The organism is Peribacillus sp. QJM3NY_7, from assembly GCF_056173225.1.
Map to the genome: position 1 here is coordinate 1,699,192 of NZ_CM149663.1, position 23,468 is coordinate 1,722,659.

A 23,468-nucleotide genomic window follows, 5' to 3' on the forward strand; every position below is an offset into this window, starting at 1 on the left:
TATCTTTGGATCAAAAGATTGAAAAGGCTTTCATGGAAGTGTTTTTGATAGAAATATGACTCTATTTGTACTAGAATTGCAGATCCGGAATAAATGGTATTAATAAGAAAAAAACACAACGGCGCAGAAGGTTTTTTCTATTTTATTAAAGGGTAAGGAAGTATATTATAATAATATTTCAAAAATTATGTGAAAGAATATTATGCACGAGGGAGAATTTTGTTGTAATATGATAGAGAAAACACGCATTAAATTTCAAAGTTGTTTTTTAGTAGATAAGGAGGATGGGAAATGAATATCCATGAGTATCAGGGGAAAGAGATATTGCGACAATACGGGGTATCCGTTCCAAATGGCCGAGTTGCCTTTACTGTTGATGAAGCAGTTGAAGCAGCGAAGGAGTTAGGTACGGAAGTTGTTGTCGTCAAAGCTCAAATTCATGCGGGCGGCCGCGGTAAAGCCGGCGGAGTCAAGGTAGCGAAGAATCTTGATGAAGCACGTACATATGCAGAAGAGATTCTTGGCAAGACACTGGTGACCCATCAAACGGGACCTGAAGGCAAGGAAGTTAAGCGTTTACTTATTGAAGAAGGCTGCGACATTACTAAAGAGTATTATATCGGGCTTGTCCTTGACCGTGCTACGGACAGTGTCGTATTGATGGCTTCTGAAGAAGGCGGTACGGAAATTGAGGAAGTGGCCGAAAAGACACCAGAGAAAATATTCAAAGAAGTAATCGATCCGGTTGTCGGCCTGACTGGTTTCCAAGCACGGAGGATTGCATTCAATATCAATATTCCGGCTTCACTTATAAATAAAGCTTCTAAACTGATGATTAACCTATATACAGCTTTCGTTGATAAGGATTGCTCAATCGCAGAAATCAACCCATTAGTGGTAACGGGCGACGGCGATGTAATGGCGCTTGATGCTAAATTGAATTTCGATGATAATGCGATTTACCGCCATAAGGACATCGCGGAGTACCGTGATTTGGATGAAGAGGATGCGAAAGAGATTGAAGCATCAAAACATGGCCTAAGTTACATATCGCTTGACGGAAATATCGGATGCATGGTTAATGGTGCCGGGCTTGCTATGGCGACGATGGACATCATTAAACATTATATGGGAGATCCGGCTAACTTCCTTGATGTTGGTGGCGGCGCCACTGAGGAAAAAGTAAAAGAGGCTTTCAAAATCATCCTTTCCGATCAAAATGTTAAAGGCATCTTCGTTAATATCTTCGGAGGAATCATGAAATGTGACATCATCGCTACAGGCGTCGTGGCTGCTGCCAAAGAGCTTGGACTGGATGTCCCTCTTGTTGTTCGTCTTGAAGGAACGAATGTGGACCTTGGCAAAAAGATTCTAAAAGAGTCAGGTTTAAATATTACGGCTGCTGAATCAATGGCAGATGGAGCACAAAAAATAGTATCACTTGTAGGATAATAGGCAGGGGGGAACATAATGAGCGTTTATATTAATAAAGATACGAAAGTGATCGTTCAGGGAATCACTGGTTCAACAGCATTATTTCATACAAAACAAATGTTGGAATACGGCACGAAAATCGTAGGGGGAGTCACTCCGGGTAAAGGTGGAACAGAAGTGGAAGGGGTACCTGTATACAATACAGTTTCCGAAGCTGTCACTGAAACCGGCGCGAGTGCATCTGTTATCTATGTACCGGCACCATTTGCTGCCGATGCAATTCTTGAAGCCGTAGACGCGGAACTTGATCTTGCCATTTGTATCACGGAACATATTCCTGTACTGGATATGGTCAAGGTGAAGCGTTACATGGAAGGCAAAAAAACGCGCTTGATCGGACCGAACTGCCCGGGTGTCATTACTCCTGAAGAGTGTAAGATTGGTATCATGCCAGGGTATATCCACAAAAAAGGCCATGTAGGCGTAGTTTCCCGTTCTGGAACTTTGACATATGAAGCTGTTCACCAATTATCGCAAGCAGGCATCGGGCAATCTTCGGCTGTCGGTATCGGTGGAGATCCCGTTAACGGAACGGATTTCATTGATGTTTTAAAAGCGTTCAATGAAGATCCGGAAACACATGCGGTGATCATGATCGGGGAAATCGGCGGAACAGCAGAAGAAGAAGCGGCAATCTGGGTGAAGGAAAATATGACTAAGCCAGTTGTTGGTTTCATTGGTGGCCGTACGGCTCCTGCCGGTAAACGCATGGGACATGCTGGTGCCATTATCTCAGGAGGAAAAGGGACGGCTGACGAGAAAATCCGCGTCATGAACGAATGTGGAATTAAAGTTGCCGAAACTCCATCCATAATGGGAGAAACATTGATTTCCGTTTTAAAAGAAAAAGATATTTACGAACCTTGTAAAACACATTGATTTAAGCAGGGCCGACCTTTTTGTGGGTCGGTCTTTATTTCCTCGAATTTCCTCGGGAGAGACCAAGTACATCACTATCAACCTACCTTTAAAAATATCCGATTAGGGGCGTTTCCGATTGAATAAAAAAGAAAAGTTAATCCATCTCCATCATTGCCGCGGAGCAGGATGGAAAACAATCCAAGTAATCATGTCCAAAGACCCATCATTATCTTCCCTGTTCACGACGAATTACGTTGAATGGGCAAAAATGCTCCCTATCCCTTCAAATAAGCTTAACCTCTTTCTCAAAGATTTACATTCACTCCATTCCATCGAAAAACTTAAAAAATACGAAGATAGCCAAATCCATTGTTTGACGATCTTCGATGATGAATATCCTTTTTTGCTAAAGCAAATATTCGATCCTCCGTGGGTTCTTTATTTTAAAGGTGATAAGAAGCTTTTAACAAGGAAGAATACCCTAGGTGTTGTTGGAACACGCAAGCCAACCTCGTATGGGCTGGAGGCCTTAAAAACGATTCTATTACCGCTTGTAAAGAAAAAGTTCGTGATCATAAGCGGAATGGCGGCTGGAATCGATGCAGAGTCGCATAAGATCACATTAAGGGAAGGCGGAGATACGATCGGGGTTTTAGGCGGAGGGCTTAAGCAAATATATCCGAAATCCAATTTTACCCTTGCTGAAGAAATCATGAATAAAGGCCTGCTTATATCTGAGACTCCGCCGGAAGTGAAGGCGGAACCATGGATGTTTCCGCTTAGGAATCGAATCATCAGCGGATTATCACAGGGCGTATTCGTGGTGGAAGCAAAAGAAAGAAGCGGTTCCCTTATTACGGCACAAGCTGCTTTGGAACACGGCAGGGAAGTATTTGCGCTTCCTGGTAATGTTACGAGCCCTGAATCACTGGGTACCAATCAATTAATTTATGATGGTGCCAAACTTGTTTTTAGCTCCAGGCAGATCGAGGAAGAGTTTTGAACAATATAATATAGAAGATAGACGGAGAATCAAACGGAAAAATTGAAAAATAGGTGCTTTTTTTGAAGGGTGGGTTGAATTATTAGACAAAAAGGTTGAAAATATTGTAAAACTGTTATAAGTTTTGCAAATGGCACCTCTTGTCAAAAAACTAGAAATAAATGAATCAGCATGCTTTGAAAAATAAAGAGGTGTTGACAAATGATTTTTGAATGATTAATAATAGTGAAGATTTATATTACCTCTTTGAGGAGGATTTATTGGATGTCAGAATACTTAGTGATTGTGGAATCGCCCGCAAAGGCGAAAACAATAGAACGTTACTTGGGAAAAAAATATAAAGTAAAGGCTTCCATGGGGCATGTACGCGATTTGCCTAAAAGTCAAATGGGTGTCGATGTTGAACATGAATATGAACCTAAATATATAACTATCCGCGGCAAAGGCCCGGTTTTAAAAGAATTGAAAACCGCTGCAAAAAAAGCGAAAAAAATCTATCTCGCGGCTGACCCCGACAGGGAAGGGGAAGCGATTGCCTGGCATTTGGCTCACAGTCTTGATGTTGACATTAACTCAGATTGCCGCGTGGTATTCAACGAGATCACGAAAGAGGCTATCAAGGAATCATTTAAATCGCCTAGGCCAATAAATATGAAATTGGTTGATGCTCAGCAGGCAAGAAGGGTCTTGGACCGTTTGGTCGGATACAATATAAGCCCGTTATTGTGGAAAAAGGTGAAAAAAGGCTTAAGCGCGGGACGGGTACAATCGGTTGCTGTACGGATGATCATTGACCGGGAGAAGGAGATCAAAGATTTTATTCCGGAAGAGTATTGGACAATCAAGGCTGATTTTGTAAAAGGGAAAGAACAGTTTGAAGGTTCTTTCTTCAGCCTTGGCGGCGAGAAGAAGGAATTAAATACCGAAGAGGACGTCAAAAAAGTGCTCGCTTCTTTAAATGGCGGCGAATTTACGATAGGAGCTGTGGCTAAAAAGGAAAGAAGGCGCAATCCAGCAGCACCTTTTACAACTTCTTCCCTGCAACAGGAAGCGGCACGTAAATTGAATTTCCGTGCGAAGAAAACCATGATGCTTGCTCAGCAGCTTTATGAAGGAATCGAGCTTGGCAAGGAAGGTACAGTCGGGTTAATCACTTATATGAGAACCGATTCGACCCGTATTTCAGATAGTGCCAAAGAGGAAGTCCATACGTTCATTCAAAATAATTATGGTAAAGAATATGTTCAGGTCGAGCAGCGGAAGGAGAAAAAACAAACTAATGCCCAGGACGCGCATGAAGCGGTCAGGCCAACAAGCACATTACGTGAACCGGGTGTAGTCAAGGAGTTCTTATCCAGAGATCAATTCCGTCTTTATAAATTGATTTGGGAACGATTCGTTTCCAGTCAAATGTCTTCGGCGGTCATGGATACGATGAGCATCGACCTGCATAACGGGGATGTCATCTTCAGGGCAAATGGTTCAAAAATTAAATTTCCGGGTTTCATGAAGGTATATGTTGAAGGATCCGATGACTCGGTGGAAGAAAAGGAAAATGCACTTCCGGATGTGAAAAAAGGAGATCAATTCTTTTCAAAAGATATCGAGCCGAAGCAGCATTTTACACAGCCTCCGCCCCGATATACTGAAGCCCGTCTGGTCAAGACCCTAGAGGAACTGGGAATAGGCCGTCCTTCTACATATGCGCCTACCTTGGATACGATCCAAAAACGGGGCTATGTTACCTTGGATAATAAACGGTTCATCCCGACAGAGCTTGGTGAGATCGTTCTCGAATTGATACGCGAATTCTTCCCGGATATTCTCGATGCAGAGTTCACTGCCAAGATGGAACAGGAATTTGACAGCGTTGAGGAAGGCAATATTGAATGGATTAAGGTCATCGATGAATTTTATAAAGAATTTGCCATTCATTTGGCTAAGGCCGAAGTCGAGATGGAGAAAATTGAAATCAAAGATGAACCTGCAGGTGAAGATTGCGTGGAGTGCGGACATGGGATGGTCTTTAAGATGGGACGTTATGGAAAGTTCATGGCATGCAGTAATTTCCCGGATTGCCGTAACACCAAACCAATCGTCAAGGAAATCGGGGTCAAATGCCCAAAATGTAAAGAAGGAAATATCATTGAAAGGAAGAGTAAAAAACGACGCATATTTTACGGGTGTGATACCTACCCTGGATGTGACTTCATATCTTGGGATAAACCGCTGCCGCGGAGTTGTCCAAAATGTGAAGGTACACTTGTTGAGAAAAAACTCAAAAAAGGAGTCCAGGTCCAGTGCATGGATTGTGATTTTAAAGAAATGCCCCAAGCATAGAAAAGGCCGTGAAATCGTTTACTTTCCTTGTGAACTATCGAAAAACCCTAAATATAAATGGACTCGGCATTTGCCGGGTTTCTTTATGTTCAGGGAAGTATGATATCATGGTGATATGTGGATTTACTTCCAAGAAGAAAATGGATAACACTTGAAACTTTTTTATTTAGGCCATGTGATGTAAAATTCAGTGGACAAGTACATTCTTTTAAAGATATAATTCCTATTTGCGTCCGTTACCCTTTTAGTGAATAAGGATGGCATATCTTTAAAATAATCGTTAGCAGGAATGAGTATTTCGGGTATAAATACATAGATATCGTTAAAAATGAAACTTCTGGAAAGCAGTTTTAATGATAAATGATCCTGTCTTATCATATCTATACATGGAGGTTCGAAAAATGAAAGAAACAAAAGTAAGTGTAATCGGTGCTGGGCTTGCTGGAAGTGAAGCGGCGTGGCAGTTAGCTAAAAGAGGAATTAAAGTCGATCTATACGAAATGCGCCCTGTAAAACAAACGCCAGCCCATCATACCGATAAATTCGCTGAACTTGTTTGTTCCAATTCACTTCGGGCAAATACGTTAACAAATGCAGTTGGTGTATTAAAAGAAGAAATGCGTATACTGGATTCGGTCATCATGTCCGCAGCGGATGCTTGTGCTGTACCGGCTGGCGGTGCATTAGCTGTTGATCGTCATGAATTTGCCGGTCTTGTTACGGAAAGGGTCAAAAATCATCCAAATGTTACGGTCATTAATGAAGAAGTGACGGAAATTCCGGAAGGTCCTACCGTCATTGCAACCGGTCCGCTTACTAGTCAGTCACTATCTGATAGCTTAAAGCAAATCATGGATGAAGAATACTTGTACTTTTATGATGCTGCAGCACCAATTCTTGAAAAAGACAGCATCAATATGGATAAAGTTTATTTGAAATCCCGTTATGATAAAGGGGAAGCGGCTTATTTGAACTGTCCGATGACGGAAGAAGAGTTTGACCGCTTTTATGATGCATTGATTGCTGCTGAAACAGTTCCGCTTAAAGAATTCGAAAAAGAAATCTTTTTTGAAGGCTGCATGCCGATTGAAGTGATGGCATCACGTGGGAAGAAAACGATGTTATTTGGTCCATTGAAGCCTGTTGGCCTAGAAGATCCAAAAACGGGAAAACGCCCTTTTGCTGTAGTTCAATTGCGTCAGGATGATGCGGCAGGAACACTTTACAATATTGTTGGTTTTCAGACACATTTGAAATGGGGGCCGCAAAAAGAAGTATTGCAGCTCATACCTGGATTGGAAAATGCGGAAATTGTACGTTATGGGGTCATGCATAGAAACACTTTCATAAACTCACCTAATGTTTTGAAGCCAACGTACCAATTCAAGAATCGCGATGATTTATTCTTTGCCGGTCAGATGACTGGAGTTGAAGGGTATGTTGAATCGGCTGCGTCGGGACTTGTAGCGGGTATCAATGCTGCAAGGATCGTCGAAGGTTTGGAGCCTATCATTTTCCCTGCGGAGACGACGATGGGCAGCATGGCAAGGTACATAACTTCGACGAATGGTAAGAGCTTCCAGCCGATGAATGCCAACTTTGGATTGCTTCCAGACCTTGAAGTGAGAATCAAATCCAAAAAAGAGCGGAATGAAACGCATGCTAAACGCGCTTTAGACACAATTCAGAACTTTGTGAAAAATTTGTAAAATATTTGCCTGCTGTTTTAAAGTATGATACTATTTATTAGCCTTTGCGAGGTGTTTCCATGATTAATCAAAAAAAGGCATTATCATCCTTCATCGAATATTTACAAATTGAAAAGAACAGTTCACATTACACCATTGAAAATTACAAACGTGATATTCACGAATTTTTTCTGTTCCTTAATGAACAGGGGATTGAGGACATCACGTCCGTTGAATATCTTGATGTCCGGTTATATTTAACGAATTTATATGAGAAAAAACTTTCTAAGCGTACTGTTGCAAGAAAAACTTCTTGCTTGCGGAGCCTTTATAAATTTTTACTGCGTGAAGGTGATGTGAAGGATAACCCTTTTTCCCTTGCTTCTTTACCTAAAAAGGATCAAAGACTGCCACGGTTTCTTTATGAGAAGGAAATGGATCAGTTGTTTTCTTCTTTAAAGAAAGATTCACCGATAGGAATAAGGAACAATGCCTTACTGGAATTATTGTATGCTACAGGCATTCGCGTAAGTGAATGTTGTGATATTAAACTGCAGGATATCGATCTTTCCTTGGGGACGATACTGATCCATGGAAAAGGAAAAAAGGATCGCTACGTTCCGGTTGGTAGATATGCACAGGAAGCGATAGATTTATACATACGTACAGCCAGGATGGAATTGACTTCGTCTGACGCCAAGGCGCATGTTTATTTATTTGTTAATTTTCGTGGAGACCCTCTGACACCTAGGGGAGTTCGCTATATATTGAATGAATTGATTAAAAAGTCAGCCGCAGATGGAAGTCTTCATCCCCACATGCTAAGGCATTCGTTTGCTACACACCTATTGAATAATGGGGCGGACATTCGCACGGTTCAGGAATTGCTTGGTCATTCTAAAATTTCATCAACTCAAGTGTATACGCATGTTACAAAAGACCAATTGAAAAAAGTCTACAATGCATCACATCCGCGGCCTTAAATGTTGAAAGGGGACACTTTATGACAACGATATTTGCAGTGCATCATAAAGGTGAATGTGCCATGTCCGGTGATGGGCAGGTTACTTTAGGAAATTCAGTAGTGATGAAGCATACAGCGAGGAAAGTGAGAAAAATCTTTAATGGTAATGTTCTTGCAGGTTTTGCTGGTTCCGTTGCAGATGCATTCACTTTATTTGAGATGTTCGAAGCCAAACTTGAAGAGTATAATGGCAATCTTCAGCGTGCTGCCGTTGAAATGGCAAAGCAATGGAGAAGTGACAATGTTTTGAGAAAGCTGGAAGCAATGCTAGTCGTGATGGATAAGAACCATTTGCTGCTCGTTTCTGGTACCGGGGAAGTAATTGAACCGGATGACGGGATTCTCGCCATAGGATCGGGAGGGAATTATGCACTGGCTGCCGGCAGGGCGTTGATGCGGTTTTCCAGTGACCATTTATCGGCAAAGGAAATCGCTCAATCATCTTTACAAATTGCAGCGGAAATTTGTGTATTTACGAATACGAATATAATCGTGGAAGAGTTGTAAGGAGGAGCGCAAATGTCAAAAAAAGCTAATTTAACACCGAGGCAAATCGTTGAAAAACTGGATCAGTATATCGTTGGGCAGCGTGAGGCAAAACGGGCAGTGGCAGTGGCTCTTCGGAATCGCTACCGACGTTCCCTTCTCTCGGATCAACTTCGTGATGAAGTCGTTCCGAAGAATATATTAATGATTGGACCGACAGGTGTTGGGAAAACAGAAATAGCTCGGAGAATGGCTAAATTGGTAGGTGCTCCTTTTGTAAAAGTTGAAGCAACAAAATTTACGGAAGTCGGGTATGTCGGCCGTGATGTAGAGTCCATGGTTCGTGATTTGGTTGAGACTTCCGTCCGCCTCGTGAAGGAAGAAAAGATGGCCAGCGTAAAGGAACGGGCAGAAGAAAATGCAAATCGCCGCCTAATAGAGTTATTAGTGCCATCAACAAAAAAACAGAGTAATTTCAAGAATCCTCTTGAAGTCTTTTTTGGAGGCAATAACAATCAAGACGAACAGGATCCGGAAGAAAATTCCGAAGATTTAAGTTTGCAGGAAAAAAGAAAAATCGTCGCTGAAAAGCTGGCTAATGGTGAGCTGGAAAGTGAAATGATAACGGTCGAAGTGGAAGAACAGGCTGCTTCGATGTTTGATATGCTCCAAGGTTCGGGAATGGAACAAATGGGGATGAACATGCAGGATGCTTTAGGAAGCTTGATGCCGAAAAAAAGCAAGAAGCGCAAATTGAAAGTAAGTGAAGCGAGAACCGTTTTAACGAATGAAGAAGCGGCAAAATTGATTGATATGGATGAAGTAACTTCAGATGCAGTATACGGGGCTGAGCAAAATGGGATCATCTTCATAGATGAAATAGACAAAATTGCGAGTAAGCAATCTGGAAGTTCATCAGCGGATGTATCAAGAGAGGGTGTCCAAAGGGATATCCTGCCAATAGTTGAAGGTTCAACAGTAGTGACTAAATATGGTTCCGTTAAAACGGATCATGTCCTATTCATTGCTGCAGGGGCCTTTCATATGGCTAAGCCATCCGACCTAATCCCGGAATTACAAGGTAGATTCCCAATTCGTGTAGAATTGAACAAACTGACTGTAGACGACTTTGTACGGATTCTGCATGAACCGGATAATGCCTTGTTAAAACAATATGTTGCTTTATTGGAAACTGAAGGTATAGAAATTGAATTTTCTGACGATGCTGTTCGTAAGATAGCAGAAGTGGCCTTCGAAGTAAATCAAAACACAGACAATATTGGTGCTAGAAGACTTCATACCATTTTGGAACGGTTGCTTGAAGACTTATCTTTTGAAGCTCCGGAAATAACGATGGAGAAGATTACAATTACACCCCAATATGTCGAAGGTAAGCTTGGTTCTATCGCCCGGAACAAAGATTTAAGCCAGTTTATCCTTTAATTAGAAACAATTTTGGCAATAATTTGCCTACGCAATGAACATAAAATTACGGAAATACAACTTCATAGTTATTGTGAACCATGGTATTTTTAGGAGGAACAAATCAAATGAACTTATTAGCAAAAACAAGAAAAATCAATGCAATGCTCCAAAAGGCAGCAGGTAAAGCAGTTAACTTCAAGGAAATGGCTGAGAGTTTAAGTGAAGTTATCGAAGCAAATGTATTCGTCGTCAGCCGCCGCGGGAAATTACTTGGCATCGCGGTAAGTCAGCAAATTGAAAACGAACGCATGTACAAAATGTTGGAAGATAAACAATTCCCTGAAGAGTACACAAAAAACCTGTTCAATATTCCTGAAACCTCTTCGAACCTTGATATCGAAAGCGAATATACTGCTTTCCCAGTCGAAAACAAGGAACTTTTCGCAACTGGATTAACAACGATCGTACCGATTATGGGTGGTGGAGAACGTTTAGGAACATTGGTTCTTGCCCGTTTACAAGAAAAATTTCACGATGATGATTTAATTTTAGCTGAATATGGTGCGACTGTAGTCGGCATGGAAATCCTTCGGGAAAAATCAGAAGAGATAGAAGAGGAAGCTCGTAGTAAAGCTGTCGTTCAAATGGCGATTTCCTCGTTATCTTACAGTGAATTGGAAGCAATAGAGCACATCTTTGAGGAACTTAAAGGTAATGAAGGTCTGCTTGTAGCATCAAAAATTGCGGACCGTGTCGGCATCACCCGTTCCGTTATCGTAAATGCCCTAAGGAAACTGGAAAGTGCAGGGGTCATTGAATCACGCTCTCTTGGAATGAAAGGTACTTATATCAAGGTATTGAACGATAAATTCCTTCTTGAATTAGAGAAGCTTAAAAATAATTAACATATAGAAAGGCAGTCCTTGAAAAAGGGCTGCCTTTTTTTGATATTTGGATGTGTTACTTGTCCGGGACAAGCAGGCAAATGCGGTGAAGGGCAGGGGGAGAAAGGGAAAAGAGGTAATTCAGGTAAAATGGAAATGTGAATATGGGCATGTTTTCTATTAGAAGCAAAATATAGTTAAGTATTTCTTATAAAGGGTAATTATATTATTATAACTGTCGAAATGGTGTAAATGAACGATAGGATAACTTTTTGATTCTTAAAAGACTATCGATAACGGTTTTCAGTCATTAGGGAAATTTGTCGAATGGTTCAACACTTTGATAAAAAGAATTTTTTTCAAAAAAGAAAAAATGCTGTAATCTGTTTCTTTCTTATAAATCCTTTATTTAAAAGGGTGAAATCAACTAAAATAAAATAATTATTTGCAAGTAAATGTGAAAATTAGTTCTAAAGTATCAGGTATATAGGTTGGTTTTTCGATATGATATAAAAGTTAACAGAAGTAAAATTTGGTTAAAATGTAGAATATCATATTATAATGTAAGATTACGTAATATAATCCTATAATAATACTAAGAAAAAAAGACAAAATTGAGCAATTTGTGACAATTTTCGACGATAATAGGTCTAAAGTCTATGTATTATTTATGGACATAGTTATAATGTTTCTTTAAAATTAAAACGTAAATCCGCTGGGTTAATTTATTGGTAAAGTAATTATCTGTTAATTATAGAAAGAGGTGATCGATATGGAATTATTTTCAAATACTTTTCAATCACTAGAAAATGCCCTTGATTATTCTAATGCCAAACAAAAAGTCATTTCACAGAACATAGCCAATTCCGACACGCCTAATTATAAAGCTAAAGATGTCGACAAAACAAAGTCCTTTAAGGCAGAGCTGGAATCCTCCCTCGAGTCATATCGTACCGATGAAAGACATTTTACCTTCAAATCAGAGGGGAGTCATGCTTCTAACATCGTGGTGCAGAAAAATGTCCGATATAACAACAATGGAAATAGCGTGGACATTGATAAGGAAATGACGGATCTTGCTGCCAATCAAATTTACTATAATGCAGTAACCGACAGGATTTCGGGTAAGTTTCAATCATTGCAGAATGTAATTAGAGGAGGTAAGTGATGGGGATCTTCCAAAGTATAAACATGACCGGATCTAGCCTGACGAGTCAAAGGGTTAGGATGGATGTAATCTCTGCTAATATGGCTAATGCCGATACGACCAGGGCGGAATATGACGCTGAATCGAAAACATGGAAGCCATACACAAGAAAATCGGTTGTGTTGCAAAGTAAGGAAAACGGTTTTTCGAGTTTCTTATACGCAGCATCCGGAAAAGCGAGCGAAGTAGGGAATGGAGTGAAGGTGACTGGAATAGTAGAGGATAAAACACCTTTTGAACTGGATTACAATCCCGACCATCCTGATGCCAATGAAGATGGTTATGTCGAAATGCCAAATGTCGACCCGCTAAGGGAAATGGTTGATTTAATGAGTGTCACACGTTCATACGAAGCGAATGTGACAGTTCTAAATGCATCAAAGGGAATGATGATGAGAGCTTTGGAAATCGGAAAATAAAATTTTGAAAGGAGAAGTTGTCATGGAGAGGATTTCTCTTTCGGCAGTGACCCATGCAAATCATGTACTGAAAAAAGATCAAAGCAATACTAATACACCATACGAAGCACAGAGGGATTTTGCGTCGGTATTAAAAGAATCAATGAATAAAGTCAACGAAACACAAGTGACATCTGATGACCTTACAACCAAATTGGTTAATGGAGAGGATGTTGAGCTTCATTCGGTGATGATAGCTTCACAAAAAGCAAGTGTTACCATGCAGGCTACATTAGAGGTTCGGAATAAGGTTGTGGAAGCCTACCAGGAAATGATGAGAATGAGTATATAGCATTCATTTTTTAACCTCATAATATAGAGAAAAATGACCAGGGGGAAAAGAAATCCCCCAATCATAAATTCATAGACTGACCGGGGGATTTAAATGAATGAAGTACTAGTGAATTTTAAAAACAAAATAACTGCTTACTGGACGAGCCGCAGTAAAAACCAAAAAATCATGATGGTTGGTTCAGCGACATTAATTATCATCATCATCACGGCGGTTTCAATTTTAACCACGCGTACGACGCTGGTGCCCTTATACTCCAACTTAACTCCATCGGAAACGGGGAGCATTAAAGAAACTCTAGACAGTCAAGGGATTATGAATGAAGTTTCTGAAAATGGAACGAGTATAAAAGTTCCTGAAGAAAGACTGGATTCACTTAAAGTGGAACTGGCAGCAGAAGGAATTCCGGAATCGGGCAGCATCGACTATTCCTTTTTTAGTCAGAGTGCCGGTATCGGCATGACTGAAAATGAATTCAATGTCATTAAATTGGACTCGATGCAAACGGAATTGGCCAATTTAATAAAAAAGATTGATGGAGTGGAAGATGCCAGTGTCATGATCACTCTTCCTGATGAAGGAGTTTTTGTCAGTGATTCAGCTGGGAAAGCGTCAGCATCCATTGTATTGAATACGAAACCCGGTTATAAATTTGAGGAAAGTCAAATCAATTCCCTTTACCATCTTGTCTCAAAAAGTGTTCCGAATCTCCCTACAGATAATATCGTCATTATGAACCAAGAGTTTGAGTACTTCGATCTTGAAAAACAACACTCTTCTTTTGCGTCCGCATTTGCTACCCAAAACGAAATAAAAAAAGAGATAGAGCGCGATATTCAAAGACAGGTACAAAATATGCTTGGAACGATAATGGGAAGTGACAAAGTCGTTGTTTCAGTCACGACAGACATTGATTTCACCCAAGAGAATCGGGAAGAGAATTTAGTTGAACCGGTCGATGATGAAAATATGGCCGGGATTGAGATTTCTGCGCAAAGAATCAATGAATCGTATAGTGGGGACGCAGCAAGTGCAGGGGGCGTTCCGCAAAGTGAAGATTCCTCAGATTCATTGGGAACCCAATACGCTGAAGGCACAAAAGGTTCCGGTGATTATGAAAAAGTGGATGAAACGATAAATAGTGAAGTGAACCGAATCAAGAAAGAAATAGTCGAAAGCCCATATAAAGTTAAAGATTTAGGTATTCAAGTCATGGTCGAACCGCCTACAGCTGACGATCCGAATTCTTTATCTCAACAGAGTGTGGATGATATTGCACAAGTACTAGGTACGATAATACGCACGACAATCGAGAAAAAGGCTGAAGGGGAAGAACTGACGGACGAGGAGCTTAATAATAAAATTGCGATTTCCGTTCAGCCGTTTAACGGAAAAATGAAGGTGCAAAAAGATGAAACGAATCCTTCGTTACCAATATGGGCGTACATCGTCGGCGGAGTGCTAATACTTGCCATTATCATTCTATTAATCTTATTCCTCCGTTCCCGAAAACAAGCTGAAATTGAAGAGGAGTACGTAGTTGATGAGGAAGAGGTCGTATTCGAAGTTCCGGATTTGAACAAAGAGAAGGAAACGGAAGCATCCTTAAAAAGAAAACAATTGGAGAAACTTGCAAAAGAAAAGCCGGATGAATTTGCAAAATTATTAAGAAGCTGGATAGCGGAAGACTAGGAGGCTTGGAAAGTGACAGAAAGAAAAAAAAAGGCCGGATTGACTGGCAAACAGAAAGCAGCCATCCTCCTTATTTCTTTAGGCCCGGATGTTTCTGCATCCGTATATAAGCATCTTACTGAAGAGGAAATTGAGAGATTGACCCTTGAAATCTCTGGAGTGAGGAAAGTGGACTCCCGTGATAAAGAAGAAATCCTGGAAGAATTCCATAATATTGCTTTGGCACAGGATTACATCTCGCAGGGCGGGATAGGATATGCGAAGCAGGTACTGGAAAAGGCATTAGGCACTGATCAGGCGACCGCCATCATTAACCGTTTAACATCATCCTTACAGGTCCGTCCATTCGACTTTGCACGAAAGGCAGATCCTGGACAAATCTTGAATTTCATCCAGAACGAGCATCCGCAGACCATTGCATTAATCCTTTCTTACCTTGATCCCACACAGGCTGGACAAATATTGTCTGAACTTCCGCAAGAGGTGCAGGCCGATATTGCAAGAAGGATTGCATTAATGGATAGCACTTCTCCGGAAATCATCAATGAAGTGGAGCAAATACTCGAAAGGAAACTTTCTGCGACCGTTACCCAAGATTATACACAGACTGGTGGAGTTGAAGCTGTTGTAGATGTGTTGAATGGTGTTGACCGCTCAACGGAAAGAACGATCTTGGATGCACTTGAAATCCAAGATCCGGAGCTTGCTGAGGAAATCAAGAAACGAATGTTTGTTTTTGAAGATATCGTGACCCTTGATGGCAGGGCGATTCAGCGAGTAGTCAGGGAATCTGATAACGAAGACCTTAAACTTTCTCTTAAAGTGGCTAGTGATGAAGTGAAGGAAATCGTCTTCCGAAACATGTCAAAACGCATGGTTGAAACGTTCCAGGAAGAGATGGAATTTATGGGACCGGTACGTTTGCGTGATGTGGAAGAAGCACAATCAAGAATTGTTTCCGTCATTCGGAAACTGGAAGAAACTGGTGATATCGTGATAGCCCGCGGCGGAGGGGATGATATCATTGTCTAGGATTATCAAATACCAGCAGGCTAATCAGGATAAAAACAAAAAGATTGCAATAAAAGTTCGACCTTTCGATTTTCTTCAAAATGATGATGCAGATGAGCGGAAAAACTTTCATTATCTTCAATCTGATGAATTTCTCAATGATGCTAAACAGGAAGCGGAAACTTTATTGCTCGAAGCTAAACAAAAAGCCCAAGCGATTGCTGCTGAAATCCAGCAAGACCGAGAACAATGGGAGAATCAAGAGAAAGCAATGTTTATCGAACAAGCTCAAAAAGAAGGGTATCGGCAGGGAGTAGAAGATGGTATTCAAAACGGGTATAACGAGATTGCAGCGGAAATTGCCTTCGCTAAGGAAGTGGTGGAGTCTTCTAAAAAAGATTATCGGCACCACATTGAATCATCTGAAACGGTTATTTTGAATCTTGCCCTGAAAGTGGCAGAGAAAATTATCGGGCAACAGCTTGAAAAAGATGAAGTGTCTTTTTTATCCATAGTCAAAAGAGCCATCAAAGAGGTGAGGGATAACCGTGAAGTGCAATTGCATATCCATCCGATCCAATATCAATCGATTCTTTCTCATAAAGATGAATTGATGGCAATCTTTCCGAAAGATACCGAGTTGTACATCTTTCCGGATGATGAGCTTGAAGAAAGCAGCTGTATCATCGAATCCGAAAACGGAAGGATGGATGCCAGTGTCGACAGTCAGCTGCAGGAAATTAAAGTGAAACTAACTGAATTGCTGGAAGGGGAGTAGTGATGAAAACTAGAGACCTATTGGCCTTAGTTGATGAGGTTGATCCTTTCAAACATTATGGACGGGTCAAACGTGTCGTGGGGTTAATGATAGAATCTCAAGGCCCTGAAAGCTCTGTAGGCGATGTTTGTTATATCTATACAGGTATACAAAAAAAGAAAAATCGAATCTTGGCCGAAGTTGTCGGCTTCCGTGATGAAATGGTTATTTTAATGCCGTTTACAGCAGTTAATGATATTGCACCGGGTTGTATAGTGGAAGGGAGCGGACGGAGCCTTGAGATAAAGGTGGGAAGTGGGCTAATTGGCAAAGTAGTCGACCCATTGGGACATCCTATAGATGACTCCAAGCTTCCAAAAGGTCTCGCGACAATTTCTGTGGATCAAGATCCGCCGAATCCGATGAAACGACCTCCCATTAATGAGCCGATAGATGTAGGAGTTCGAGTGATTGATAGTTTATTAACAGTTGGAAAAGGACAGCGTGTTGGTATCTTTGCAGGGAGCGGTGTCGGGAAAAGCACGTTGCTTGGAATGGTGGCTAGGAATACGACGGCGGACTTAAATGTAATCGGTCTTATTGGAGAACGAGGCCGTGAAGTTCGGGAGTTCATTGAGAAAGACCTTGGACCAGAAGGGCTGGCACGATCAATCGTTGTAGTGGCGACATCTGACCAGCCGGCGTTGATGAGGATAAAGGGTGCTTTGACGGCAACTGCCATCGCTGAATATTTTCGTGATAAGGGATTGAATGTGATGCTGATGATGGATTCGGTCACAAGGGTTGCGATGGCCCAGAGGGAAATTGGGCTTGCCATTGGTGAACCGCCGACGACCAAGGGGTATACTCCATCCGTTTTTGCCATCCTTCCAAGGTTACTCGAAAGAACGGGAACAAATCAGCTGGGTACCATTACAGCTTTTTATACAGTTCTCGTCGACGGTGATGATATGAATGAACCGATTGCTGATGCTGTCAGGGGGATTTTGGATGGTCACTTCATACTGGACCGTAACTTGGCCAATAAAGGACAGTTTCCAGCGCTTAATGTATTAAAGAGCATTAGTCGTGTCATGAACAATATTGTTGGTGAAAAGCATAAAAACGCTGCAGAAAAATTGCGGACAAGTTTATCAACCTATATGGAGTCGGAAGATTTGATAAATATAGGAGCTTATAAGAAGGGTTCTTCCAAACAAATTGATCATTCTATTTCACGCTATCCGGACATCATTTCATTTTTAAAGCAAGGAACCCATGAAAAAGCTTCTAAAGATAATAGTATCAACGCCCTTGTCGAATTGATGAAGAAAGGTGATTAATGATGATTTATCAATATAAATTCGAGAAGATCCTGTCCATCAAAGAAAAAGAAAAAACCGATGCACTAGCTAAATATAATGCTGCTTTAAAAAAATTTGAAGAAGTGGCAGAAAAATTATATACGCTTTTAAAGAAAAAAGAAGAGTTGCTTGAGTTTCAACAGGAGAAGCTGCGAAATGGATTATCCGTTCAGGATATTCGTCATCATCAGTTATTTATGGGCAATTTGGAAAAACTCTTAAGCCTCTGTCAACAGGAAGTCATTGAAGCGCGATACAAGATGAATACTCAACGGGATATATTAATGGAAAGAAATATCGAGGTTAAAAAGTACGAGAAAATGAAAGAGCATGATTTTCTTGAATTTCTCGATGTCATGAAGGAAGCTGAGAACAAAGAAATGGATGAAATATCTATCCGGCAATACTTAAGCAAAGGCGTAAGGTGATGGAATGCGTAAAAAAAGTGAATCTAATGAATTGGAAGAAAACAAGATAAGCAAGTTTCAATGGTTTCTTGTCATCTTCATTCCATTAATCTTTGCGGTAACTGTAGCGTTGATCGTTTATACAGTTGCAGGGGGAAATGTAGTGGAAAAGGCAAAGGAAATGTCGGCGCAAATACCCTTCATTGAATCGGATCAAAAGGCTGAAGAGAATGATAAACCAGCGAAGAATGATGAGAAAGTTTCCATGAAGCTCGAAAAATTAGTAACCGAGATTGAAAATAAGGAAAAAGAGATAGAAAAGCTTGAGGGCATCATTGATACACGTGACAAGGCCATTGCGAAGGCAGAAGCGGAAAAACAGCAGCTTCAAACAGAAATGAATCAACTTAAGGATAGTCAGAATAATAGTAAACAAGCGTTCAAAGATATAATCCGTACTTATGAAACGATGGCTCCTAAGAGAGCTGCACCTATCATTACAGAAATGAATGATGAAGATGCAGTGGAAATTCTCTCAAGTATGAAAGCAGCCACTTTAGCTAAGGTTTTGGAGCAAATGACAACAGCTGATGCTGCAAGATTAACGAAGAAACTAACGGAACAAAGTTCTTAAGGGGAAAGAGTGAGGAGGTGAATAGATGAATTCAGCCATTAATTCTTTACTTCCTTTGGCATCATTGAATCAAAAGGTACCAATTAAGGCAAATCAGCAAACTAATTCAGGGTTTGGTTCCGTCCTTCAATCAGCTATGGGGACAGAACCCCCCATTCCATCGGATATGGCAGGCATCACTGAAGGACGAATATCTGTAATAAAGGAATTGCTTGTTTTTTTGAAACTTGAAAGGTTGAGTGATACAGGAAAAGAGAGTGCAGCGGTTGCCCCTGCAGTAAACCAACTAGACAAAAACCATATTTTCCAGCTCCTAACAAATGTAGCGGGAAATGATGAGGATGCCCTTGCTGATTTCTTAGCGAGCATTGAGGAACTGGATATAGAACAAGAAGTGGATGACTTCAGCCTGAATTCACAAAGTTTGTTATCAGCCAATGGCATGGACCTGTATACAATCCTGAATAAAGTTACTGCATTGAGCGAAGAAGAATGGCAAGAACTTCCCTTATCTGGTGTGGTGAATCTTTTGAAACTGGTGAAAATTCAAGCACTTCTCTCGGAGAATAAGGATATGACACAAGATGAAGCGGCCATCCAGAAACAAATGAAACGCCTGCTTGAAGGGATAACGGGAAAGCTGGAGAAATGGCTGTCCAATCAGTCTAAATCAGAAATTCACCGATCTTTTAACACGTTGGAGAAAGGGCAAACTAAAGCCATAGAAACATTGAAAAGCGCATTCTCGCAATTATCCGGGAGTGACAAGGTAAATAAGGACGGGACAATGGGCAGCGGTGTGACTTTGCAAAGTACGGATAGCGGTAAACATCAAGGGCCTGGTATGCCTTTTCTCATGACAAAGCTGGAACAATTCGTCTTGGGAGCTCCAAAAGGTGAGCAAACCGTCAGTCAAGAAGAGTTTGTTAAGCAATTTGAAAATATTTTAAGTAAGGCTAACTTTAGCGGAACTAACGGTGTAAATAAACTGTTGATCAGATTGAATCCTGAACATTTAGGGTCCCTAAGAATCGAGTTGATTCAAAAGGATGGTATGCTGTCAGCCAAGATTCTGGCTACTACTGCCCAGGTCAAAGATATGCTGGAGAATCAGATTCATGGTTTAAAACAAGCCTTTAGCGGACAAAACATTCAAATTGAAATATCACAGGCCTTCAATGCTTTTAACTCTGAGAAATTCAGCCAGAAAGATGCGGAAGAACATAATGAACAACAGGAGAGTAAGGAAGAAAACAATGATGAGACGGAAAGCGAGTTTATGGGATCCCTTGCCGATGCTCTGTTGAATCTGGAAGTGTAGGTGAAAAAATGACGACCATCGATACGTCGCTATTATTACCAAAATCTCAAACTGAAAACAGAAAAGCCGGGGATGCATTGGGAAAAGATGATTTCTTGAAATTGTTGCTTACCCAGCTTCAAAACCAAGATCCTTCAAGTCCGATGGATAATACGGAATTCATCGCCCAAATGGCAACTTTTTCTTCTCTGGAACAGATGATGAATATGGGAGCCCAATTGGAAGAAATAATTGGGATCAATCAACAAAATAGTTTAATGAACTATAACTCTTTTGTAGGAAAGGAAGTAACTTGGCACAAATTGGATGAAGGCGATGAAGACCTTGCGATAGAAGAAGGGACAGGCATCGTTAAATCCATCCAATATAAGGGGGATGGTGTTTATTTTCTTTTAGAAGATGGCACAAAGCTTGAACCCGCAAATATTTCGGCAATGAAACAAACAAGTTCCACGGCAAATAGCCTGACGGCGGCAAGTGAATTAATAGGCAAGCGCGTTTCCTGGATGGACGAAAAAAGTGGTGAGTCGTCCGCTGTCGTAATCTCGGTATCCATGAGTAATGGCAAGCTGCAAATTGAAGTGGATGATAAGGAGAAAACCAAGTTATCATCAGAGCAATTGATAAAAATCGCTGAAGCTTAAGGGGCAGGAATATGAATAAACTTGGTTTTCAAGCAGATTCCGCTCAAGCGATGTCACAAACCCAATTACAGTTTAGGCAAAGGGCAGATGATCCCACAATTCTTTCGACAGCATTTTCAAGCTGCTGTCTCCACAAATGAAAATTAGATCGTTAGTAAATATGCTCAATTACGGATGAGTCAAAGGAATATAGATATAGCACCGCAAAATTGGGGCAAAAAAGCCTATAAAGCAAATGGGGCCAAAAAGATGGGTGTAACCGAAGCTCTTTTCATTACAGCTAATGGGGCACTCATAGTAAGCACAGAGAACAACAAGGCCTTCACGGTCATGGACAGAGATGAAGCAACATCACAAATTTTCACGAAAATCAATGGAACCATAATTATAGATAAATAGGCTGGAACTGGAAAAGGAAGCCTGGACTGCGGAATGACGGAAGCAGTCGTTATATGAAAGGGGAGCTTTTACATGCTTCGTTCAATGTATTCGGGAATAAGCGGATTGAAAAACTTACAGACAAAATTGGATGTTATCGGTAATAACGTTGCAAATGTCAATACATATGGCTTCAAAAAAAGCCGTGTGACATTCAGTGATGCGATGAACCAAACGGTATCTGGTGCAAGCGCAGCAACAGCCAATAAAGGCGGAACCAATTCCAAACAAATTGGATTGGGCTCCACGATTGCTACAATCGATACGATCCATACACAGTCAAGCCTGCAAACCACCGGCCGCGATCTTGATTTAGGGATATCCGGTGATGGCTATTTTGTCGTCAAGCAAGGTGATTCTCTTTCATATACACGTGCAGGTAATTTTTATCTGGATGATAATGGTACGCTTGTAAACGCGAATGGTTTGAAAGTACAGGCATACAAGATTGATGAAAACGGGAAACGATCAAAAACGATTGGCGACGTTGCTGTTAACGTCAATGCGATTTTACCTGCCATCACCACTACTAAAATATCAGTAAGTGGAAATCTAGCTTCTGACGCAATTGATGGTACCGTATTTAGCCAGCAAATGAAAGTTGTGGATGAAAAGGGAAAAGAACAAACGGCAACTATCTATTTCCAAAAAAACGGTGATGATAAATGGGAGCTATTTGATGAAGAACCTGCTGCTTTGGGGGATACCTCAGCAACTAAACCAAAGCCGTTCACTTCAGTGAATTTCGATGCTAATGGTCAGATTGTGACAGCGGATAAAACCCAGGCAGGTCAAACCATTAACATTTCAAGCGGCAATGAGGATGACTCGGATACAGCAGTCGATGAAAGCGTTCAAAAAGTTAATTTGGATTTTGATTTCTCGAACCTCACTCAAGTTAAAGGTTCCACTACTGCTCTTATCAATCCGGATGGTAATAAAGAAGGTAAACTGGAAAGTTTTAATATTGGTTCATCGGGGGAAATAAATGGCGTTTATTCCAATGGACTTATCACAACCTTAGGGCAACTGGCCGTTGCCAAGTTTTCCAATGCATCAGGCTTGACGAAAACGGGTGGTAATACTTTTCAGGAATCAATCAATTCAGGTACTGCAAACATCAATATCGCAGGTGAGGGGCGCGGTGTGATTGGATCAGGTTCATTGGAAATGTCCAATGTGGATTTATCTGAAGAATTTACTGAAATGATCGTTGCTCAACGTGGTTTCCAGTCGAATTCCAGGATCATTACGACGTCGGATGAAATTTTACAGGAATTAGTTAATTTAAAACGATAGGTTAAGGGAGGGAGGAGCCAGGTCTTTTGCTCTGGCTCCTAAATATCATTATCAAAGTCAGAAGGCTCAATGGAAAATGCGTTCATATAAATGCATTGTACATAGATACAGTAGAGTCATTGCCAGATACGACGATTACCTTTACAAATGGTAAGAAAATCGTTGTGCTAGAGAAGGAAGAGGAACTGGTTGAAGCTATCATACAATTTTATCGGACCGTTAATGTTCTCGGTTTTCGTAAGGATGTGGAGGTAAGTTCATGAAAAAAAACTTATTGACCATTATGTTGATTATACTCGTGGCTATAACGCTTGTTGGTGTCATAGTGGTCGTGGTCGTTACAAAGTTATCTGATCCCACATCTGCCGAAGATAAACCTAGCATTGACGAAATTGTGCAATCATCAGTGGAGGTTCCTGAAATTACTACGAATCTTGCCGGCAATGATTATATTAAAATCTCATTTATGGTCCAAACAGAAAATAAAAAAGCAAAAGAAGAGTTGGAAAAAAGAAATTTTCAAGTGAAGAATATCATCATTACCGAACTATCCGAAATGAAAGCGGAAGATTTAACCGGTAAAAAAGGCAAGGAAAAGCTTCAGGAAGCTTTAAAGACTAGAATGAATGAATTAATGGAAGAAGGAAAGGTTGAAAAGGTTTATATAACTTCCTCGATTCTGCAATGAGAACATCCTTGCTTCATTAAATAAGAAGGGGAAGCTTTGGAGGTGAGTGTT

The 23,468-nt window shown here is 40.7% G+C and carries 24 protein-coding genes; all 24 read left to right on the forward strand.

The annotated features are described in order from the left end of the window. The first annotated feature begins 291 nt into the window (after positions 1 to 291). Complete coding sequence (gene sucC, locus AC0VX1_RS08290; RefSeq protein WP_034313681.1) at positions 292 to 1,452, forward strand: ADP-forming succinate--CoA ligase subunit beta; 1,161 nt, start codon at positions 292 to 294, stop codon at positions 1,450 to 1,452. Between the two features lie 18 nt (positions 1,453 to 1,470). Beyond that, positions 1,471 to 2,373 carry a succinate--CoA ligase subunit alpha gene (gene sucD / locus AC0VX1_RS08295; RefSeq protein ID WP_475470703.1) on the forward strand — a complete coding sequence of 301 codons (903 nt, stop codon included), beginning with the start codon at positions 1,471 to 1,473 and terminating at the stop codon, positions 2,371 to 2,373. A gap of 118 nt (positions 2,374 to 2,491) precedes the next feature. Then, positions 2,492 to 3,358, forward strand: a complete 867-nt coding sequence (gene dprA, locus AC0VX1_RS08300) for a DNA-processing protein DprA (protein ID WP_413021485.1) — start codon at positions 2,492 to 2,494, stop codon at positions 3,356 to 3,358. 264 nt (positions 3,359 to 3,622) lie between these two features. Beyond that, entirely contained in the window at positions 3,623 to 5,698 is a 2,076-nt protein-coding gene (gene topA, locus AC0VX1_RS08305; protein ID WP_413021483.1) for a type I DNA topoisomerase, read from the forward strand. A gap of 401 nt (positions 5,699 to 6,099) precedes the next feature. After that, a complete protein-coding gene (gene trmFO, locus AC0VX1_RS08310) occupies positions 6,100 to 7,407 on the forward strand; it encodes an FADH(2)-oxidizing methylenetetrahydrofolate--tRNA-(uracil(54)-C(5))-methyltransferase TrmFO (RefSeq protein WP_048684880.1) in 1,308 nt (435 codons plus the stop codon). Positions 7,408 to 7,466: 59 nt separating this feature from the next. Further along, complete coding sequence (gene xerC / locus AC0VX1_RS08315) at positions 7,467 to 8,369, forward strand: tyrosine recombinase XerC (protein WP_413021481.1); 903 nt, start codon at positions 7,467 to 7,469, stop codon at positions 8,367 to 8,369. A 20-nt stretch (positions 8,370 to 8,389) separates the two neighbouring features. After that, positions 8,390 to 8,917: an HslVU peptidase proteolytic subunit gene (gene hslV / locus AC0VX1_RS08320; RefSeq protein ID WP_048684874.1), complete on the forward strand. Its 528-nt coding sequence runs from the start codon at positions 8,390 to 8,392 to the stop codon at positions 8,915 to 8,917. A 12-nt stretch (positions 8,918 to 8,929) separates the two neighbouring features. Further along, positions 8,930 to 10,339, forward strand: coding sequence for an HslU--HslV peptidase ATPase subunit (hslU, locus tag AC0VX1_RS08325; protein WP_048684871.1), 1,410 nt, complete (start codon positions 8,930 to 8,932; stop codon positions 10,337 to 10,339). A gap of 107 nt (positions 10,340 to 10,446) precedes the next feature. Beyond that, positions 10,447 to 11,226, forward strand: coding sequence for a GTP-sensing pleiotropic transcriptional regulator CodY (gene codY, locus AC0VX1_RS08330; protein ID WP_057278408.1), 780 nt, complete (start codon positions 10,447 to 10,449; stop codon positions 11,224 to 11,226). Between the two features lie 751 nt (positions 11,227 to 11,977). Continuing rightward, a complete protein-coding gene (flgB, locus tag AC0VX1_RS08335; protein ID WP_475470707.1) occupies positions 11,978 to 12,373 on the forward strand; it encodes a flagellar basal body rod protein FlgB in 396 nt (131 codons plus the stop codon). After that, complete coding sequence (gene flgC / locus AC0VX1_RS08340) at positions 12,373 to 12,831, forward strand: flagellar basal body rod protein FlgC (RefSeq protein WP_475470709.1); 459 nt, start codon at positions 12,373 to 12,375, stop codon at positions 12,829 to 12,831. Before flgB ends, flgC begins: the two co-directional genes overlap by 1 nt. Before the next feature lie 22 nt (positions 12,832 to 12,853). Continuing rightward, positions 12,854 to 13,162: a flagellar hook-basal body complex protein FliE gene (fliE, locus tag AC0VX1_RS08345; protein WP_413008785.1), complete on the forward strand. Its 309-nt coding sequence runs from the start codon at positions 12,854 to 12,856 to the stop codon at positions 13,160 to 13,162. Between the two features lie 93 nt (positions 13,163 to 13,255). Then, positions 13,256 to 14,854, forward strand: coding sequence for a flagellar basal-body MS-ring/collar protein FliF (fliF, locus tag AC0VX1_RS08350; RefSeq protein ID WP_475470712.1), 1,599 nt, complete (start codon positions 13,256 to 13,258; stop codon positions 14,852 to 14,854). Positions 14,855 to 14,866: 12 nt separating this feature from the next. After that, a complete protein-coding gene (fliG, locus tag AC0VX1_RS08355; RefSeq protein ID WP_262869229.1) occupies positions 14,867 to 15,886 on the forward strand; it encodes a flagellar motor switch protein FliG in 1,020 nt (339 codons plus the stop codon). Continuing rightward, entirely contained in the window at positions 15,879 to 16,643 is a 765-nt protein-coding gene (gene fliH, locus AC0VX1_RS08360; protein WP_413021471.1) for a flagellar assembly protein FliH, read from the forward strand. Before fliG ends, fliH begins: the two co-directional genes overlap by 8 nt. A gap of 2 nt (positions 16,644 to 16,645) precedes the next feature. After that, the gene (gene fliI, locus AC0VX1_RS08365; RefSeq protein ID WP_475470714.1) at positions 16,646 to 17,965 is read left to right on the forward strand and encodes a flagellar protein export ATPase FliI; all 1,320 of its coding nucleotides are present in this window, start codon (positions 16,646 to 16,648) and stop codon (positions 17,963 to 17,965) included. 2 nt (positions 17,966 to 17,967) lie between these two features. Then, positions 17,968 to 18,414, forward strand: a complete 447-nt coding sequence (gene fliJ, locus AC0VX1_RS08370; RefSeq protein WP_413008793.1) for a flagellar export protein FliJ — start codon at positions 17,968 to 17,970, stop codon at positions 18,412 to 18,414. A 4-nt stretch (positions 18,415 to 18,418) separates the two neighbouring features. Beyond that, positions 18,419 to 19,027: a MotE family protein gene (locus AC0VX1_RS08375; RefSeq protein ID WP_413008795.1), complete on the forward strand. Its 609-nt coding sequence runs from the start codon at positions 18,419 to 18,421 to the stop codon at positions 19,025 to 19,027. 25 nt (positions 19,028 to 19,052) lie between these two features. Continuing rightward, entirely contained in the window at positions 19,053 to 20,348 is a 1,296-nt protein-coding gene (locus AC0VX1_RS08380) for a flagellar hook-length control protein FliK (RefSeq protein WP_413021463.1), read from the forward strand. A gap of 8 nt (positions 20,349 to 20,356) precedes the next feature. Then, positions 20,357 to 20,992 carry a flagellar hook assembly protein FlgD gene (gene flgD / locus AC0VX1_RS08385; protein WP_475470718.1) on the forward strand — a complete coding sequence of 212 codons (636 nt, stop codon included), beginning with the start codon at positions 20,357 to 20,359 and terminating at the stop codon, positions 20,990 to 20,992. Positions 20,993 to 21,241: 249 nt separating this feature from the next. Beyond that, complete coding sequence (locus AC0VX1_RS08390) at positions 21,242 to 21,391, forward strand: hypothetical protein (protein WP_264640687.1); 150 nt, start codon at positions 21,242 to 21,244, stop codon at positions 21,389 to 21,391. A 72-nt stretch (positions 21,392 to 21,463) separates the two neighbouring features. Further along, on the forward strand, positions 21,464 to 22,729 hold the full coding sequence (locus AC0VX1_RS08395) for a flagellar hook protein FlgE (RefSeq protein WP_475470720.1): 1,266 nt from the start codon (positions 21,464 to 21,466) through the stop codon (positions 22,727 to 22,729). 26 nt (positions 22,730 to 22,755) lie between these two features. Beyond that, the gene (locus tag AC0VX1_RS08400) at positions 22,756 to 22,992 is read left to right on the forward strand and encodes a flagellar FlbD family protein (protein WP_413000473.1); all 237 of its coding nucleotides are present in this window, start codon (positions 22,756 to 22,758) and stop codon (positions 22,990 to 22,992) included. Further along, positions 22,989 to 23,417, forward strand: coding sequence for a flagellar basal body-associated protein FliL (gene fliL / locus AC0VX1_RS08405; RefSeq protein WP_475470722.1), 429 nt, complete (start codon positions 22,989 to 22,991; stop codon positions 23,415 to 23,417). The genes AC0VX1_RS08400 and fliL overlap by 4 nt, the downstream gene beginning before the upstream one ends. The last annotated feature ends 51 nt before the right edge of the window (positions 23,418 to 23,468 follow it).

Coding starts and splice junctions, on each gene's coding strand:
- sucC (WP_034313681.1), top strand. CDS start 292: ATGAATATCCATGAGTATCAGGGGAAAGAGATATTGCGACAATACGGG.
- sucD (WP_475470703.1), top strand. CDS start 1,471: ATGAGCGTTTATATTAATAAAGATACGAAAGTGATCGTTCAGGGAATC.
- topA (WP_413021483.1), top strand. CDS start 3,623: ATGTCAGAATACTTAGTGATTGTGGAATCGCCCGCAAAGGCGAAAACA.
- trmFO (WP_048684880.1), top strand. CDS start 6,100: ATGAAAGAAACAAAAGTAAGTGTAATCGGTGCTGGGCTTGCTGGAAGT.
- xerC (WP_413021481.1), top strand. CDS start 7,467: ATGATTAATCAAAAAAAGGCATTATCATCCTTCATCGAATATTTACAA.
- hslV (WP_048684874.1), top strand. CDS start 8,390: ATGACAACGATATTTGCAGTGCATCATAAAGGTGAATGTGCCATGTCC.
- hslU (WP_048684871.1), top strand. CDS start 8,930: ATGTCAAAAAAAGCTAATTTAACACCGAGGCAAATCGTTGAAAAACTG.
- codY (WP_057278408.1), top strand. CDS start 10,447: ATGAACTTATTAGCAAAAACAAGAAAAATCAATGCAATGCTCCAAAAG.
- flgB (WP_475470707.1), top strand. CDS start 11,978: ATGGAATTATTTTCAAATACTTTTCAATCACTAGAAAATGCCCTTGAT.
- flgC (WP_475470709.1), top strand. CDS start 12,373: ATGGGGATCTTCCAAAGTATAAACATGACCGGATCTAGCCTGACGAGT.
- fliE (WP_413008785.1), top strand. CDS start 12,854: ATGGAGAGGATTTCTCTTTCGGCAGTGACCCATGCAAATCATGTACTG.
- fliF (WP_475470712.1), top strand. CDS start 13,256: ATGAATGAAGTACTAGTGAATTTTAAAAACAAAATAACTGCTTACTGG.
- fliI (WP_475470714.1), top strand. CDS start 16,646: ATGAAAACTAGAGACCTATTGGCCTTAGTTGATGAGGTTGATCCTTTC.
- fliJ (WP_413008793.1), top strand. CDS start 17,968: ATGATTTATCAATATAAATTCGAGAAGATCCTGTCCATCAAAGAAAAA.
- AC0VX1_RS08375 (WP_413008795.1), top strand. CDS start 18,419: ATGCGTAAAAAAAGTGAATCTAATGAATTGGAAGAAAACAAGATAAGC.
- AC0VX1_RS08380 (WP_413021463.1), top strand. CDS start 19,053: ATGAATTCAGCCATTAATTCTTTACTTCCTTTGGCATCATTGAATCAA.
- flgD (WP_475470718.1), top strand. CDS start 20,357: ATGACGACCATCGATACGTCGCTATTATTACCAAAATCTCAAACTGAA.
- AC0VX1_RS08390 (WP_264640687.1), top strand. CDS start 21,242: ATGGGTGTAACCGAAGCTCTTTTCATTACAGCTAATGGGGCACTCATA.
- AC0VX1_RS08395 (WP_475470720.1), top strand. CDS start 21,464: ATGCTTCGTTCAATGTATTCGGGAATAAGCGGATTGAAAAACTTACAG.
- fliL (WP_475470722.1), top strand. CDS start 22,989: ATGAAAAAAAACTTATTGACCATTATGTTGATTATACTCGTGGCTATA.